Origin of the sequence: Clostridium sp. CAG:221 (genome assembly GCA_000435835.1) — a bacterium.
Taxonomy (GTDB): Bacteria; Bacillota; Clostridia; order Clostridiales; family Clostridiaceae; genus Clostridium.
Genome location: FR883369.1, coordinates 1 through 17,198, shown reverse-complemented (window position 1 = coordinate 17,198; position 17,198 = coordinate 1). Strand labels below are relative to the sequence as shown.

Annotated in this window: 14 protein-coding genes and 1 pseudogene; 11 read left to right on the top strand and 4 right to left on the bottom strand. The window is 28.2% G+C overall.

Annotated features, from left to right (window positions below):
- A partial coding sequence (locus Q5O44_RS02355; protein ID WP_302637163.1) for a class II fructose-bisphosphate aldolase occupies positions 1–716 on the bottom strand: 716 nt, incomplete at its 3' end.
- 207 nt (positions 717–923) lie between these two features.
- Between Q5O44_RS02355 and Q5O44_RS02350 the strand changes: the two genes are divergently transcribed.
- Positions 924–1,760: a PHP domain-containing protein gene (locus tag Q5O44_RS02350; RefSeq protein WP_022166781.1), complete on the top strand. Its 837-nt coding sequence runs from the start codon at positions 924–926 to the stop codon at positions 1,758–1,760.
- A gap of 108 nt (positions 1,761–1,868) precedes the next feature.
- Positions 1,869–2,633, top strand: coding sequence for an EFR1 family ferrodoxin (locus Q5O44_RS02345; RefSeq protein WP_022166780.1), 765 nt, complete (start codon positions 1,869–1,871; stop codon positions 2,631–2,633).
- 89 nt (positions 2,634–2,722) lie between these two features.
- Here the strand turns inward: Q5O44_RS02345 and Q5O44_RS02340 are convergent, their stop codons facing one another.
- Entirely contained in the window at positions 2,723–3,487 is a 765-nt protein-coding gene (locus Q5O44_RS02340) for a DeoR/GlpR family DNA-binding transcription regulator (RefSeq protein WP_022166779.1), read from the bottom strand.
- Positions 3,488–3,597: 110 nt separating this feature from the next.
- Between Q5O44_RS02340 and Q5O44_RS02335 the strand changes: the two are divergent.
- Positions 3,598–4,412, top strand: a pseudogene (locus tag Q5O44_RS02335) (HAD family hydrolase).
- Between the two features lie 174 nt (positions 4,413–4,586).
- Positions 4,587–5,165: a rubrerythrin gene (rbr, locus tag Q5O44_RS02330; protein WP_022166776.1), complete on the top strand. Its 579-nt coding sequence runs from the start codon at positions 4,587–4,589 to the stop codon at positions 5,163–5,165.
- Positions 5,166–5,417: 252 nt separating this feature from the next.
- Here the strand turns inward: rbr and Q5O44_RS02325 are convergent, their stop codons facing one another.
- Positions 5,418–6,062 carry a pentapeptide repeat-containing protein gene (locus Q5O44_RS02325; protein ID WP_022166775.1) on the bottom strand — a complete coding sequence of 215 codons (645 nt, stop codon included), beginning with the start codon at positions 6,060–6,062 and terminating at the stop codon, positions 5,418–5,420.
- A gap of 198 nt (positions 6,063–6,260) precedes the next feature.
- On the opposite strand from Q5O44_RS02325, the gene Q5O44_RS02320 reads away from it, so the two are divergent.
- The 5 genes from Q5O44_RS02320 to Q5O44_RS02300 all read left to right on the top strand — a co-directional run bounded on the left by Q5O44_RS02320 (position 6,261) and on the right by Q5O44_RS02300 (position 12,658).
- Positions 6,261–6,896 (top strand): nitroreductase family protein, encoded by a 636-nt coding sequence (locus tag Q5O44_RS02320; RefSeq protein ID WP_022166774.1) that lies wholly within the window; start codon positions 6,261–6,263, stop codon positions 6,894–6,896.
- Between the two features lie 260 nt (positions 6,897–7,156).
- Positions 7,157–9,040 carry an acyltransferase family protein gene (locus Q5O44_RS02315; protein WP_022166773.1) on the top strand — a complete coding sequence of 628 codons (1,884 nt, stop codon included), beginning with the start codon at positions 7,157–7,159 and terminating at the stop codon, positions 9,038–9,040.
- Positions 9,041–9,126: 86 nt separating this feature from the next.
- Positions 9,127–10,152: an LCP family protein gene (locus tag Q5O44_RS02310; protein WP_022166772.1), complete on the top strand. Its 1,026-nt coding sequence runs from the start codon at positions 9,127–9,129 to the stop codon at positions 10,150–10,152.
- A gap of 161 nt (positions 10,153–10,313) precedes the next feature.
- Positions 10,314–11,054 carry a DeoR/GlpR family DNA-binding transcription regulator gene (locus Q5O44_RS02305; protein ID WP_022166771.1) on the top strand — a complete coding sequence of 247 codons (741 nt, stop codon included), beginning with the start codon at positions 10,314–10,316 and terminating at the stop codon, positions 11,052–11,054.
- A gap of 149 nt (positions 11,055–11,203) precedes the next feature.
- Positions 11,204–12,658: a glycoside hydrolase family 1 protein gene (locus Q5O44_RS02300; protein ID WP_022166770.1), complete on the top strand. Its 1,455-nt coding sequence runs from the start codon at positions 11,204–11,206 to the stop codon at positions 12,656–12,658.
- A gap of 65 nt (positions 12,659–12,723) precedes the next feature.
- On the opposite strand, the gene Q5O44_RS02295 is transcribed toward Q5O44_RS02300, so the two are convergent.
- Positions 12,724–15,912, bottom strand: a complete 3,189-nt coding sequence (locus Q5O44_RS02295) for a two-component regulator propeller domain-containing protein (protein WP_022166769.1) — start codon at positions 15,910–15,912, stop codon at positions 12,724–12,726.
- A 209-nt stretch (positions 15,913–16,121) separates the two neighbouring features.
- Here Q5O44_RS02295 and Q5O44_RS02290 point away from each other — a divergent pair, with 209 nt between their 5' ends.
- Both Q5O44_RS02290 and Q5O44_RS02285 read left to right on the top strand, forming a co-directional pair.
- A complete protein-coding gene (locus tag Q5O44_RS02290; RefSeq protein WP_022166768.1) occupies positions 16,122–16,679 on the top strand; it encodes a Uma2 family endonuclease in 558 nt (185 codons plus the stop codon).
- A gap of 85 nt (positions 16,680–16,764) precedes the next feature.
- Entirely contained in the window at positions 16,765–17,178 is a 414-nt protein-coding gene (locus Q5O44_RS02285; protein ID WP_022166767.1) for a helix-turn-helix domain-containing protein, read from the top strand.
- Positions 17,179–17,198 lie beyond the last annotated feature (20 nt).

Sequence of the window (17,198 nt, the reverse complement as noted above, 5' to 3'; positions counted from 1 at the left end):
TGGAATGCTAATTGACATTCAGTGTTAACGTTGATTTTAGAAACTCCTAAAGATATAGCTTTTTTGATCATATCTTCTGGGATTCCAGTTCCTCCGTGTAATACTAATGGCATGTTTCCGCAAGCTGCATTGATTTCTTCTAAAGCATCAAAAGCAAGTCCTTGCCAGTTTGCTGGGTATTTTCCGTGGATGTTTCCGATACCAGCTGCTAACATAGTAACTCCTAAATCAGCAATTGATTTACATTCTTGAGCGTCAGCAACTTCACCTTTACCAACAACACCGTCTTCTTCTCCACCGATTGATCCAACTTCTGCTTCTAAAGATAATCCTCTTTCAGAAGTAACTTTTACTAATTCTTGAGTCTTTTCGATGTTTTCTGCTATTGGATAGTGAGATCCATCGAACATAACTGAAGAGAATCCAGCTTCCATAGCTTTGTAGCATCCTTCGTAGCTACCGTGGTCTAAGTGTAAAGCAACTGGAACTGTTATGTTTAATTCTTCTAACATTCCGTTAACCATACCAACTATTGTTTTGTAACCACACATGTATTTTCCAGCACCTTCAGATACTCCTAAGATTACTGGTGAGTTGTTTTCTTGAGCTGTTAATAATATTGCTTTTGTCCATTCTAAGTTATTAATGTTGAATTGACCAACAGCATATTTACCTTCTCTTGCTTTGTTTAACATTTCTTTAGCTGAAACTAACATGGCAATACCTCCGTGTACTTTAATATTAATAGAGAATTAATTCCACTTATGTATACAAAATTCTCCTAAAGCTTATTATACCCTAAATATACAGGAAAGAAAACAGAAAATAACAAAAATTAGCTGTTAATAGGATGAATTGTGGACAATACTAGATTTAATGATTAAAATTTAACTATATAAAATATGAAAAAGGGGAAAAAAGTTATGTTAACAGATTTACATATGCATAGTTATTATTCAGATGGAACAATGTCACCAAGAGAAATAGTGGAGGATGCAAAAAAGAGAAATGTCCAGCTAATAGCAATTACTGATCATAATGTTTTAGATTCATATACTGAGCTTAAAGAAGCAGCTGAAGAATTTGGTATTAAAGTTATAAGAGGAGTAGAAATAGATGCTAGATTTGAAGATATAGTAGTGCATATATTAGCTTATAATTTTGAGGATAATGAAAATTTATTTAATTTGGTACATAAAGCAAAAAATGAATTGTTAGAAACGAGCATTGAGCTTATAAAAAGAATGGAAAATGATTATGAGAATATAAGCAGTGAAGACTATGAAGCTTATGATTATGATAAAAGAAAAGGTGGGTGGAAGGGAATCCATTATTTATTTGACAGAGGGATAACTAGTGAGTTATTTGAAGGTGTAAAATATTATGGGAAATATAAATGTGGCCATGAGTATTTTGATTATCCAACTGTTGAAGAAGTGGTAAAAGCTGTTCATGAAGCTAATGGATATGTAGTTTTAGCACATCCATGTAATTATTATAAGAATAATACTAAAGAAGAAGTATTAGAAAAGCTAGAAAAATTCAAAAGTATAGGTATAGATGGTGTTGAATGCTATTATCCTGCTAATAGTGAGATGATGACAGAGACTTGTGTAGAGTTTTGCAAGAATAATGATATGATTATAACTGTAGGTTCAGATAGTCATGGAGAATTTGGTGCTGTAAGTAAGGGTATCGAATACTATATAGGAGCAGTTAAGAAGGATAGTTCAGAATTAAATTTAAAAGATATGATTTAACATAAAGGAGAATTTTAGGTAATAAAATTAAAAAGTTGATATAGTAAGCATCCTATAACATTATAATATGTTATAAGGGTGTTTATTTTATAGGGGGGGAGTTAGAAAATGATAAGAGCTGCTATCATTTATTTTTCAGGTACAGGTAATACAAAATTTGTAGCATGTAATATGAAAAAAGAATTGGAAGATAGGAATATATATACAGATTTAATAAATATTGAAAAAGATACAGTGCTTCCATGTAATTATAAATATATAATTATAGGAGGACCTATATATGTTGATTTATATCCAGATATGTTAGTTAACTATATAAGAAAGAATTTATATGGTTATACAGGTAGATGCATGTTATTTTCCACTCAATCATCTAATGTACCATCATCAGCTTTTCAAGATGTTTTAGATAGAGCATCTTTCCTAAATGTTAAGTACTGCCAATATATACAGATGCCCAATAATTTTTATAACTTTATGTTTAAAAAAACACCTAAAGAGGAAGAAGCAAAAAGGATAAAAGAAGCTATTAACTTCAGTAGTAAAGCTTTGGAGGAATTTTTAAGTGACAGAGAAAAAATATATCATACAAATTTTTTAAAAGTATATTTTGCAAGAGCAGTATATAAGATTTTTTATCCTCATATGGCTAAAAGGTTAACAAAAAACATAGAAATTGATTTAAATAAATGTATTCATTGCAGGATATGTGAAATAAAATGTCCAAGAAAAAGTATTAATTTAAGCAATAAAGTAAGCTTTAATGATAAATGCTTATTGTGCCAAAGATGTATGAATAGTTGTCCAAGAAATGCATTTTTATATAAGAATAAGGTTTATGATAAATATGAACCTAATTTTAAAAAGAATTAATAAAAATATGCTGTGTAAAAATATTAATAGAGATACATAAGTTATGTATCTCTATTAATATGAAGTTTACAATATATTGTTTATGTTTATTAAATTATAGTAATATAATTTTCTTCAAGTGATTTAAGTATTGATTTGTCTGGTTGGCTTTCTGTTATTATGGCATTAAAGTCAGAGATGTTTGCAAAGGTAAAACTGCCAGTAGTTTCGAATTTTTCATTTAATGTTACGATATAAAGTTCTTTAGAAATATTCATTATGGCACTTTTAGTATAAGCATCTTCTGAAAGCATGGTACTTATAGAACCATCAGCTAAACTTATGCCTGTACATCCAATAAAAGCTTTTGTACATCTATATTGATTGATTTGTGCTATAGAATGAGAGCCAATACTTCCACCAACAAATGGATTATAGTCACCACCAATAAAAATAAATTTTGTTTTAGAGTTTTCAGGTATAAGTGATGATATTTCAAGCATATTTGTAATTAATATTACATCTTTATTATTTTTTACAATTAATTTAGCAATCATATAGGAAGCTGTAGATGCATCAAGAAAGATAGTATCTTTGTCATTAATTTCATTATAAGCTTTAATAGCTAACTTTTCTTTTAGATCTGTATTTTTAGAAACTCTCTTATTAAATGATTCTACATTGGAATAAGATTGCTTTATATTAATGGCACCACCATAGGTGCGTTGTAATAAATTCTTCTTTTCTAAAAATTGTAGGTCTTTTCTAATCATGCTTTCGCTGACATTAAACTCTTTGCTTAAATCCTTTACTAGAACTTTACCATTGTTCTTTAATAAATTTAAAATATGTTCATGACGTTCCTCAGTAAACATTATATGCAACTCCTTATTAGTATTATTTATTATCATTATAGTATAAAAAAAATGGCAGTTCAATTGACTAAGCATAATGAATAGTATAAAATGATAACAAATGATACTGAATGGTAAAAAGGGGAGAATGTATGAGGAAAATAGTTTTTTTTGACATAGACGGAACTTTAGTAGATTCCTTTGCAGGAGTAAAAGAAATGCGAGAGGATGTTAAAAAGTCAATTAAAGATTTACAAGCTCAGGGTAATTATATATTTATTGCAACAGGAAGGCCTTATGCTTTTTTAAGCCAAGAAATATTAAATTTTGGTTTTGATGGATTTATATTAGCTAATGGGGCTCTTGCTATTATGAATGGTAAGATTTTATACAGTGATTTTATGGACAAGGATTATGTTAAAAATATGGTCAATGAATTTGATAGATGTAATATACAATATACTTTAGAAACACCACATTACACATATCTAAAAAGGAATTTAAAGAATTTAATGATTTTTATAATAAAGTTGGTATAAATAATGAATTGATTATACAAGAATATGATTTATCTCAACTACAGGTGCAAAAAATAGAAGTTTTATGTCCTGATGAGTATGCTGCTAAGAAGTGTGTATCATTAGTAGAAAGTAATAGTGAATACGGATATTTTAGTAGTGTTAGTGAAAAGGCTTATGAAATATATTTAAAAAGAAATACAAAGGCCCATGGAATACTTAAAGTTTTAGATATTTTAAATATACCAATTGAAAATAGTTATGCTTTTGGAGATGGTATTAATGATATTGAAATGTTGTCAACAGTTGGTTGTGGAATTGCCATGGGAAATGCCAGTGATGAAGTGAAAAAATATGCTCATAAAGTTACAGAAAGTGTTCATGATGATGGAGTAGCAGTAGGAATAAAAGAATATGTTTGTTGCTAAGAAAAAAGTAGATAGGATTAGTTCTATCTACTTTTTTCTTATGTAAATATATATTAGAAACTATTGTTTGAAAGGAAATACAAACTATAAAAAATTTTAAAAAAGAGTTTTAAAATGAAATAAAATGGATATAATTTACAGTAGAGAATAATTGTTAATGAAGGAGTGAGTCTTATGACATTAAAAGGGACAAGAACCGCTGAAAATTTATTAAAATCATTTGCAGGAGAATCACAAGCTAGAATGAGATATACGTATTACTCTAGTTTGGCTAAGAAAGAAGGATATGTTGAAATTGCTAATATTTTATTAGAAATAGCAGAACAAGAAAAAGAACATGCTAAGAGATTTTATAAATTTTTAAAAGAAGATTTTAAAGATCAGGGAATTGAGATAACATCAACTTATCCAGTATCATATCATGATAATACTCTAGATAATTTAAAAGCTGCAGCAGCAGGAGAAAATGAAGAGTGGACAATTCTTTATCCAGAATTTGCTAGGCAAGCTAGAGAAGAAGGATTTTCAGCCATTGCTGCAGCTTATGAAAGAATAGCAGAGGTAGAAAAGAATCATGAAAAGAGATATGAAAAGCTAATTAATAATTTACAAAATAATACTGTTTTTAAGAAAGAAGAATCAGTGTTATGGATGTGTACAAATTGTGGATATATCTATGAAGGTGAAGAAGCACCAAAGTCATGTCCAGCATGCTTACATCCACAAGGATACTTTAAAGTTTATAATGAATAATAAACTAATGATGAATTATGAATTAAGAATGATGAATTATGGTTGAAACTCGAAGAGTTTCTAAATTAAATGATGAATTATGAATTACGAATTATGAATTATTGTTGAAACTCGAAGAGTTTCTAAAATTATATTTTTTCCTAAACTCCGTAAGGAGTTTATTCAACAATTCATAATTCATCACTCATCATTCATCATTAACTAAGTTCATCACTCATCATTCATCATTAACTAAGTTCATCACTACATAAATTATTTAATGTTAATATTTAATAGTCTAGTAAGCTCTAGGGCTTGCATAGTAGTGACTGTTGCCCCCGCTAGGTCAGGTATTTCAAGATCTAGGCCAGTTATATCACAAGTTGTTAAGTCTATTTTATTAAGGCTAGTTTTATTAAAATAGCAATTTATTAAATTACTATTTTGGAATTCAATTTTATTTAATTTAACTTCTTGGAAATTAGAATCTTGAAAATTACAGTTAGATATTATTATGTTATTTAATTTTGAAAAGGCAAGGCTTGAATATTTAGCCAAACAATCCTTAAATAACACATTTTTTAAAGACGTATCATTAAATTTTGTCCCCATTAATTTGCAATTAATAAATTCCACTCTATGGATACTTCCTCCAGAGAAATCAATATTTGATAAGTCACAGTTCTCAAAAACCGTATCAATTAAATCAATATTAGGTAATACGTAGTTACTGAAAACAATATTTTTAAACTTGCAAGAATCAATGGTAAGACTATATGTATCCTTATCCTCCAGAAGATCATTTTCAATTATTTTATTTTGAATCTTTTCAGCAAGGGTTATTTCTTCATATAAATCATCCACTTGTTCAAGTTCATCAATGAATTTAGGTTTTTGTATTTTTAAAGATGTACTCATAAATTTCTCCAATCGTTATTAAATAATTATATATAAAATTATAGTTAAGTTTATATTATTAAGCAATTAACCATACATGAGAATAAAAAATGAATAAAATGAAGGAAAAATTAACTAATTTGTTAATTTGTTAATTATGTGAAAATAGTATAAAATTAAGGAAATTAATAATATCATTATTACGAAGGAGAAGATTTAATGTCAAAATTAGATTTTATTTATAAGAGAAAAAGCATTAGAGATTATAAAGATGCAGTAGTTCCAAAGGAAGATATATTAAAGATGTTAGATGCTGCAACTCATGCACCATCACCAAAGCATCAACAAAACTGGCATTTTGTTGTGGTACAAGATAAAGAAATAATAAATAAGATGGCTGATGCAGTAAGCAAGAGCCATGAATATATTGCTTCATTAACCAAAAATGAAGATGAAAAGAAAAAGTTTATGAGAGTATTACCTTATTACATTAATTTCCAAAGGTCATCATGTGCCATATTAGTTTATGCCAATGAATATAAGATGGTGGAAGAAAAGATATTAAGAGAAAATAATGTAGGTGAAGATATAATAGAAGTTATGAAATCTACACAATCAGCAGCACAAGGAATTGGTGCAGCAGTAGAAAACTTTATGTTAGCAGCAACAGCTATGGGATATGGTACTTGTTATATGACAGGTCCAGCTCATGCAAAAAAAGAAATTGAAGAAATAATCAAATTTGAAAAGTCTGAATACTCATTAATGTCCATAATTTCATTGGGAGTCCCAGCAGATGAAACACCAGATAGTCCTAAAAGAAAACCATTAGAAGAGGTTGTAACCTTTATATAAGAAAAATCCTGAAGCAATTTAAGCTTCAGGATTTTTTAGTCATATAACCTTAAGGATTCCTTTAAACTTTGCAGAGAACTAAGATATAAAAGGTGAATTTCAATCATACAATTATGTTGGTAGTTAAATGTGTAAATATAGCAAAATATTCTACATGAATCTTATTAAGCAATGGTTGAGATTAATTAAAAAAGCTATTTCTAAAAATTAATTGCATTAAAGTTGTATTACAAATTACTTTAGAAAAGGGTGTGGTTGCTTTGTTAAATGATTCTATTAAGAAAAAAGATAGCTTTGCCACAAAAACTGAGGGGAAGTATATTTCTGGATTAGATGGTTTAAGAGGGATTGCAGTAATAGGTGTAACTCTCTATCATATGTTTCCTTATGAAGTTAAAGGTGGTTTTCTTGGAGTTTCACTATTTTTTGTTTTGTCAGGGTATTTAATTGCAGTTACCTCAAAGAATAAATGGGAAAATGATAAATTTGATTTATTATGTTTTTATAAAAATAGAATAAAGAGAATTTATCCTTCTTTACTAGTGGTTATATTTGCAACCATTGGCGTATTAAAACTTATTGATCCTGAAATATTAAATGGTATTAGACAGGAAGTGCTAAGCATTATATTTGGATATAATAATTGGTGGCAAATTTTACAGAATTCCTCCTATTTCACTAAGATTACAAACGCATCTCCTTTTACACATTTATGGTATCTTGCCATAGAATTGCAGTTTTATCTTCTATGGCCACTTTTATTTATTATTTATAAATTCATTAATAAGAGTAGGTTAAAAAAGATAGGTATATACATTATTCTTGTTATAGCTATGGCTACTTCTTTTATTATGCCAGTTTTGTATGAGAGCGGTACAGATTTATCAAGGATATATTATGGTACTGATACAAGAATATTTGCTTTGCTATTGGGTGTTTGTATGGGATTAATGCCTAAGAGAGCAAAGATCAATAAAATCACTAAGGCAAGAAGAGATTTTAAATTGTCTCTTTTTGAAATAGCAATGATGGTGGTGTTTATTGCTTACATTTTCATGGATGGACAAGGCAACATTACTTATAGAGGCGGAATGCTTGCCATAACTTTAATTTTTTGTGGAATCATTGAACTTACAATGGATTCTCATTTACCAATAGGAAGGATGCTTGATTTAAAACCATTATCATGGATTGGTAAAAGAAGTTATGAAATATATTTATGGCAATATCCTGTTATTTTTATATTTAACTATTTGAAATTAGATAATAATTTACTATTTATCTTACTACAAGTAGCTATTATTCTAATTCTTTCAGAATGGCTACATTATTTTACATTAATTAGAAGAATCAATTGGTGGGATAAAAATGTTAAAAAGGTAAAGAAGATTTCCTTTGTCCTTATGACCTATATAGCACTATTTATTCTTGGACTTGGAGGCTGTAGTTTTGTTATAGCTCCTGAGGAAAAAGATAATAATATGGCAGAGCTACAGGAGGAACTTCATAGGAACTCACAAAAATTAGAGGAACAGCAAAAAAAGCAGTTAGAGGAAAAGAAAGCTGAAGGCTTAGAAGATGAGCCATTACAAGAGGCAGGTGAAGAGATCACAGAAGGAGAAAATAGAGAACTGGAAGAGCATGTAGATGAATCTGAGAAGCAAAAAGCAACTTTGGACTCTATAACAGCAGTAGGTGATTCTATAATGCTTGGAGCATCTCCAGCAATAAAAAATATTCTTCCTCAATGTATAATTGATGCTAAGGAATCTCGACAGGTAACAAGTGCAAAAGAAATTATTGAAAACTTAGATAACCAAGGAAATTTAGGCAAGATAATTATTATAGCCCTTGGAACAAATGGACCTTTTGATGAAGCAACAGGTCAAGATTTGATAGATTACCTGGGCAAGGATAGAACTATATATTGGGTTACTGTATATGGACAGCATCTGCAATGGCAAAATGACTCCAATTTTATTATTCATACACTGGCAGAAAAGAATGATAATGTTCATATAATTGATTGGGAAAATACTGCACCGTCACATCCAGAGTGGTTTTACGATGATGGTATTCATTTAAATGCAGATGGACAAGTTGCCTATGCAGATTTACTTTTTAGAAGTATATCTAATTATTAAAATACAAAGCAGATTAAGACTTTAATTTTAATAGATATAAGAAAAATATGGCCAGGCATCATGGAAGAGTCCAGGGAGGCGAAGGGATGAAGAAAAAACTTTTAATTGGTATAGGAGTCTGCATTTTATTGATAGTAGCTGGAGGATTATTTTTATATGCACAGTTAAATGCAAAATTAGATAAAATAAATTACTCTAGTGTTAGTCAGGAAAATATTAAGCTTAATGAAGGTATAGTAAATGATAGTAATTTAACGCCATATACCAATATTGCTTTATTTGGGGTTGATTCCAGGGATAGTAATTCAAAAAGAGCAAATAGCGATACAATTATTGTAATGAGTATTGATAATAATCGGCAGATGGTAAATATAGTTTCTGTTTATCGCGATACCTTGCTAAATGTGGGCAATGAAGAATATTTAAAATGTAATTCAGCATACCTATTAGGAGGATCAGAGCAAGCAGTATCAATGCTGAATGAAAATTTAGATTTAAATATAAAAGAATATATTACCGTTGATTTTAGTGCTTTAGCAGAAATTGTAGATGCAATTGATGGTGTTACCATAGCCTTAACAGATGAGGAAGTTACCTTGATAAATAAATTTTGCGAAGAAACTGCACAAATTACTGGTAAGAGTTATGTACCTATTTCACCAGAAGTTGGAGGGACCTACAAATTAAATGGTATACAAGCTGTATGCTATGCACGAATTCGTTATACTGATGGAAATGACTTTAAACGTACTGAACGCCAAAGAAAACTTATAGAATTAATTAATGAAAAAGCAAAAAAGTCTTCCCCTAAAGTTTTACTTAAAATTATGGACAATGTATTTCCTTTAATTGAAACAAATTTTAGCAAAGATGATTTATTATCTTTAGGATTTTCCATACTATCCTATTCTATTGAAGAATCTTTAGGATTTCCTTTTGATTTTAGAGGAGAAGAAATTGATACTGTAGGTTCTTGTGTAATTCCAGATACATTAGCATCCAATGTTAAAAAGCTTCATAAGTTGTTATTTAGGAGTGATGATTTTAAAGTATCAGAGGAAGTAGAGGAAAACTCTTATAATATAGAATTAATCACTGGAAATGGTTATTAAATCAATGTTTCTAAGAGATGAAGGAATATAGATATAAGTTTATTTAATAATAGATAGTTGATGATTCAATGAATTATCAACTATCTATTATAATATTTGACAATGAAGAAAAGGAATGATAGTATTTGTTCATATAATGAACAATTTAAAAAGGTGATACTATGATTTTATTAGATAGATGGACAGAAATAGTAAATTATTTAAGAAATAGAAAGTTTGCTACAGTTGAAGAGCTGATGAATGAATTTAATATATCAAGATCTACTTTAAGGAGAGATCTTATAGCAATGGAGGAAAGAAAGCTTATAGTTAGAACTAGAGGTGGTGCACAGATAGTTGAAGATGCCGAAGACAATTATGCTAATTATAGCTTAGACAATATATTAAATACCCATAAGGAAGAAAAGATAAAGATAGCAAAGAAAGCAGCAACATTTATTAAAAATAATGATGTGATTTTTATTGATTCTGGATCTACTTGTTATTATGTTATAGATTTTATTAAAGCGGAGAATATTACTGTGGTTACTAATGGGATAGCTCATATACAGAAGCTTATGGCTAAGGGGATAAATACATATATCCTTGGTGGATATGCTAAGCCAGATCAAAATCTTATAATAGGTGAAGATACAGAAAAGAAAGTAAGTAATATGAATTTTGATGTAGCTTTTTTAGGAACCATGGGCATTGATAAAGAAGCAGGCTTTACCACATCATTGTTAATAGATGGAGATGTTAAGAGAGCGGTAATAAAGTCATCAAAAGAGTGCTATATACTAGCTGATAAAAGTAAGTTTAATATAAGAAGGTTTTATACTTATGGTAACTTTAATGAAGGCACTATAATTACTGATAGTAAAATAGATTTTAATTGTGATGGATTAGATATAATATACTAAAATTAAATAATAAATATATTGAGCACTGGATAAGTGTTCATTTTTTATAAAATAGTGTTCATATTATGAACAAAAACTATTGACAAGTGTTCATTAAATGGATATGATGTAATTGTAAGGGGAATTTGTAAATAATGGAGGGTATAAATATGAGTAATATAAAGTTTCCAGAAAACTTTTTATGGGGTGGTGCCACAGCAGCTAATCAATTTGAAGGTGGTTATAGAGAAGGTGGAAAGGGTCTTAGTACAGCAGATGTAATGACTGGTGGTACACATACTGAGGCAAGAAGAATTACACCGATTTTAGAAGAAGGAACATATTATCCAAGCCATGAGGCTATAGATTTTTATCATAGATATAAAGAAGATATTGCATTATTTGCAGAAATGGGATTTAAAACTTTTAGAATGTCAATAAATTGGACAAGAATTTTTCCTAATGGATATGAATTAGAGCCAAATGAAGAAGGTTTAAAATTTTATGATGACGTGTTTGCAGAATTAAAAAAATATAATATAGAACCATTAGTAACAATATCGCATTATGAAACACCATTTGGTTTGACAGAAAAATGGAATGGATGGTTAGGAAGAGAAACAATAGATTGTTATTTAAGATATTGCGAAACTATATTTAACAGATATAAGGATGTAGTTAAGTATTGGTTAACATTTAATGAAATAAATATTATAACACATGGACCAGCAGCTGCTTTTATGGGAGCAGGGGTTATGTTTGATGATATTAGAGAATTAACATTTGGAGCAAATGGAAATAATCACTATGAAGAATGTTTCCAAGCGTTACATCATCAATTTGTAGCTAGTGCTAAAGCTGTACAATTAGGACATTCAATTAATCCAGAATTTAAAATTGGATGTATGATAGCATATGGTAAACAATATCCATATACATGTAGCCCTGATGATGTTTTATTAGCTCAACAAAAAGAAGAGTTTTCAAATTATTTATGCTCAGATGTTCAAGTAAGAGGAGAATATTCAGGATTTGCAAAACGTTTCTTTAGAGAAAATAATATTGATATTAAGATGGAAGAAGGAGATCTAGAAAATCTTAAAGCTGGAACAGTAGATTTTTATACATTTAGTTACTATATGACAAGTTGTGTAAGCAATAATCCAAATTTAGAGACTACAGGTGGGAATCTTTCAATGGGATTAAAGAATCCATACTTAGAAGCAAGTGATTGGGGATGGCAAATAGATCCAGTAGGATTAAGAACATCATTAAATGAAATTTATAATAGATATCAAATTCCACTAATGATAGTTGAAAATGGTTTAGGAGCAGTGGATACTGTTGAAGCTGATGGAAGTATCAATGATGATTATAGAATCAATTACTTAAAAGCTCATATTGAGCAAATGAAAGAAGCAATAGATGATGGTGTAGAGCTTTGGGGATATACTCCATGGGGATGTATTGATTTAGTAAGTGCTGGTACAGGAGAAATGAAGAAACGTTATGGATTTATCTATGTGGATAAAAATAATGATGGAACAGGAACTTTAAATAGAACAAGAAAGAAGAGCTTCTACTGGTATAAGAAAGTAATTGCTAGCAATGGAGAAGAGTTATAAAAATAATTAATGGACAGTAGGTAGATTTGCATTTTACACAAATCCATCTACTGTCCATCTATTATTTAATGGTTATTTGCAGGAAGTATTATTATAAATTCGCTACCTATGCCAACTTCACTTTCTACATATATATGTCCACCATGAAGTGTTATAAGTTGCTTACTTATAGTAAGTCCTAAACCACTTCCTCCTTTTACTTCAGCATTTTCATCTACAACTTGATTAAATCTATCAAATATTAGCTTTTTATTTTCTTCGCTAATACCTATACCATTATCTTTTACAGATATCTGTACTTTATCATCTAAGTCCTTTATTGTTACTTCAATTAATCCACCTTTAGGAGTAAATTTAACAGCATTGCCAACTAGATTTATAATACATCTTTCTATTTCTGTTTTACCACATCTAACAATTTTCTCTTCTACATCTGTATCAAAGATTAATTCAATTCCTTTTTCTTCGATATAGTCTTTCATATCAAGTACAGTATCTTCTACTAAATAAACTATATTTTCATCTGTTTTAGTTAGTATATAGTTATTATTTTCAATTTTTGAATTATCAATTATATTATTAATTAAATTTAATAACCTACGATTATTTCTTTCCATTATATTCATATAATAAGATAGTTTTTCTGGGGTTATAAATACTTCTTTTTTGCAAAGATCTTTTATTAATTGATTAATGCTAGTTAAAATATTTAGAGGTGTTCTAAGCTCATGGGATAGATTAACAAAGTAAATATTTTTATTTTGTTCTAGCATTAACACTTTTTTAAATAATGCCTCATTTTTATCCATCTGTACTCTTAAATCTTTAGTTCGTTCATTAACCAATTTATCCAGTTTCTTTACCTTATATTTATTTTTAATTACCAATGCCATTATTAATAGTATATATAAACACATTGCAATGTTACTTTTCCAAAAAGGAGGTTTGATAGTAAATTTAAGTATATTTTCTTCTCCCTCAACTCCATGTCGTGTCTTAGCTTTTATTCTTAATGTATAATCACCAGCAGGTAAATTCACAAATTCAATTGAGTTATTTTGAGTTAAAGTCCAATTATCAGATAGACCATCTAATTTATAGTAGAATTTAGTTGTTTTGGTGTTTGTATAATCATTTGCAAAAAAGTTTATTTTTATATTATGTTCATTATGCTTAAGTTTAGTATTAGATATATCTTTTCTGTTTACTCCATTTACTTGAACACTATCAATTGTGATATTTGGTTTAAACTGGGATATTTCTATATTATCAGGATTAAAAGTGTTAAATCCATTTATACCACCAAAATACATATTACCATTATTATCTTTAAAACAAGATCTTCCATTAAACTCATTAGATTGAAGACCATCTATTATGGTGAAATTCTCAAAGTCATTTTTTTTAGTGCAAAGTGCAGATATACCTTCATTTGTACTTATCCATATTTTATTACTATCATCAACCAGTATGCCGTATATAGTATTATTTATAAGTCCATCTTTTTCTGTATATCTTTTAAAAGTATCTTTATTAACATCAAGAATATTTAGTCCATAACTTGTTCCAACTAGTATATTTCCGTCTAAATTTTCATTTATAAAAATTATACAGTCATTGCTTAAACTAGTTTCATCATTGTCAATATTTTTATATATTTTATATTCCTTAGTATTTGGATTAATTTTTATTAATCCTCCACCTAAAAAGCAACCTATATAATAATTTTCTCTTGAATCTTCATAAATAGCACCTATAAATTTATCAGATACGCCAATGTCATCAAGTATATATGTAACATCTATAAGCTTATTGTTGGAATCTAATATGGCTAATCCATTACTAGTTCCTATAAATAAAGATCCTTTAGAGTCTACAAATAGATATGTTATTTTATTTGATGGTAAACCTTCTTTTTCTGTATAGTTTGTTATAGTATAACTTTCATTATCTTTAACTAAAACAGATAAACCATTATTGGTTCCAATAAACACTTTATTTTCATATCCAGTTATATCAATTATTGTATTGCTAAGTAAATTACTATTTTCTGTATGTAAATATTTAACTTCTTTTTCATTTATAATATTTACACCTTGTTCACTAGTTCCTAGCCATAACAGATTATCATCATCTTTATATATACCATAAATTGAATCTCCACTTATACTATTACTATCATATGGATCTGACTTAAAATGTGAAAATTTAGTATCTGGATTAAAGGTAGCTATCCCATTGTGTGTACCTATCCATATAAGTCCACTTTTATCTTTAAATAAGCAAAGTATTGAGCCATTTATTAAAGTATCGCTCTCATTTGTTTTTTTATTATATGATATAAACTCCTCGGTTTTATAATCAAAAGAGCAAAGTCCTATATCTGTAGCAATCCAAAGTTTACCTTTTGAATCGCTGATTACATCTCTTATATTATTACTTAATATGGAAGAGGCACTTCTACTATTTTTGTAATTCTTTATACTTTTATCATTTAAGTTTATTCTAAATAATCCATTACCTAGAGTACAAACCCATAGATTTCCTTTTAAGTCATCATATATGTTATATACCTCAACTTCTCCTATGGTATCTTCATAAGATTTTATTAGGTTTAAATTTTTATCTAATTCTACCAGTCCCTTGTCAGTTCCAACCCATATATGACCATTAGAATCTTCTTCTTCTGAATATATAACTGCAGTGTTAAGGTTATTTTCTTTTAAGGCAATACTATTAAAAGTATCTTTTTCTTCATCGTATAAATTAACTCCATTTATACCAAAAACAATAAGCTTACCTTCTTTAGTAGTAAGAAGTCTCCAACGATTACTATTTAATAAATTACCATTATCTTTTTCTGAGTAATAATTTTTTATTTCATCTTTATCAGTATCAATTCTAGTTAAGCCATTTATAGTTGAAATCCATATACGTCCATTTTTATCTTCTGCAATATCAATAATATAATTATCAGATATTGAGTTTTTATTATATTCATCATGCTTATACTGTTTAAACTCATATCCATTATACTTATTAAGACCAGCATCGGTTACTACCCATATATAACCTCTGCTATCTTGATATATGGTTTTTACAGTAGATTGAGATAAACCATCTTCAATGGTGATATTTTTAAAATTAAAATTTTCAATTATATTTGCATAGCTTGTAATAATACTAATAAAAGAAATTATACAAACCATAGTTAAGATTTTTTTTAGTTCTTTATTAAATTTTATAATCTTCATTAAATATCCTCGTTAAAAATAAATATATAGTCTTGTAATATTTTGTATATTACTATATTATCCGACAATCTTCAATGATATTCTATATTTTTATGTTAATATTTGCAAGTGATTTGTATCAAAAGAAAAATGTTTATAAAAGAATAGTAGTGGGATATAATTATTAATATACAATATCAGTGAAAAAATTATATATGGAGGTGAAGTGGGTGAATATACCGAATAATGTGAAAGCTTATTATACTGAAAAAGAGTTTGAAGAAATTCAAGCAAATTTTAATGGAAAAGCTGAATATGAAAATGGAGAAATTATATTAGCATCTAATACATCAATTAAACATAATTTAATAAAAGGCAATATTTTAGCAGCGTTAATTATGTATTTAAAAGGTAGCAAGTGTAGAGCATATGATGAACAAATAGAAGTTATATTCAAAAATGAATCGGAACTTCATAAATATAAGCCAGATGTTTTTGTCATGTGTGATAATCCAGAAAAACAAGGAGAAAGTTTCTTATCACCACCTAAAATTATATTTGAAGTAATATCTAGAAGCACTGCTAATCATGATTATATTACTAAATTATATGTATATCAAAAGTTTGGAGTTCTTGAATATAATATTGTTGAGCAAAATGGATTCATAGTTCAATATACGTTAATAGAAGGACAATATCAGATAACAAATACTTTTAAAGGGGAAGAGATATATACAAGCACTATATTTAAAGATTTAAGTATAAATTTAAAAGATATTTTCGAATAATATACTATTTTCTATATGGAATTGCTTTTTAAGATTTTATTATGTAAAAATGGTTATACTTTATAAAAAAGTATAGGAGAAAAAAATGAGTTCTTTTGGTGAAAGGTTTAAACGTATAAGAGTTTCTAAAGGATTAACACAAGAAGAATTGGCAGATGATTTTAATAAGCAATATGGCTATGCTTTAACTAAGGCAACCATAAGTCACTATGAAACTAATAGAAGAATACCTGAAATGAATACTATAAGAAAATTTGCAGATTACTTTACAGTATCATTAGATTATTTGCTTTGTAATGATATAGGTGTAGTTAAAGAAGGAGCTAGCTCATATTTAAATATAGGAACTGGAAAATATATAGAGTTAAATGAAATTGTAATGCTAATTAAATCATTATGTGATGATAAACTAATTATTAATAATAATGAAGTTATTTCAGAGGAGCAAAGAAAAATTCTTTGTAATGGAATAGATGTAGTTATTGGAAGGGACTGTTGAAAGAATTGTGTAATATCAAT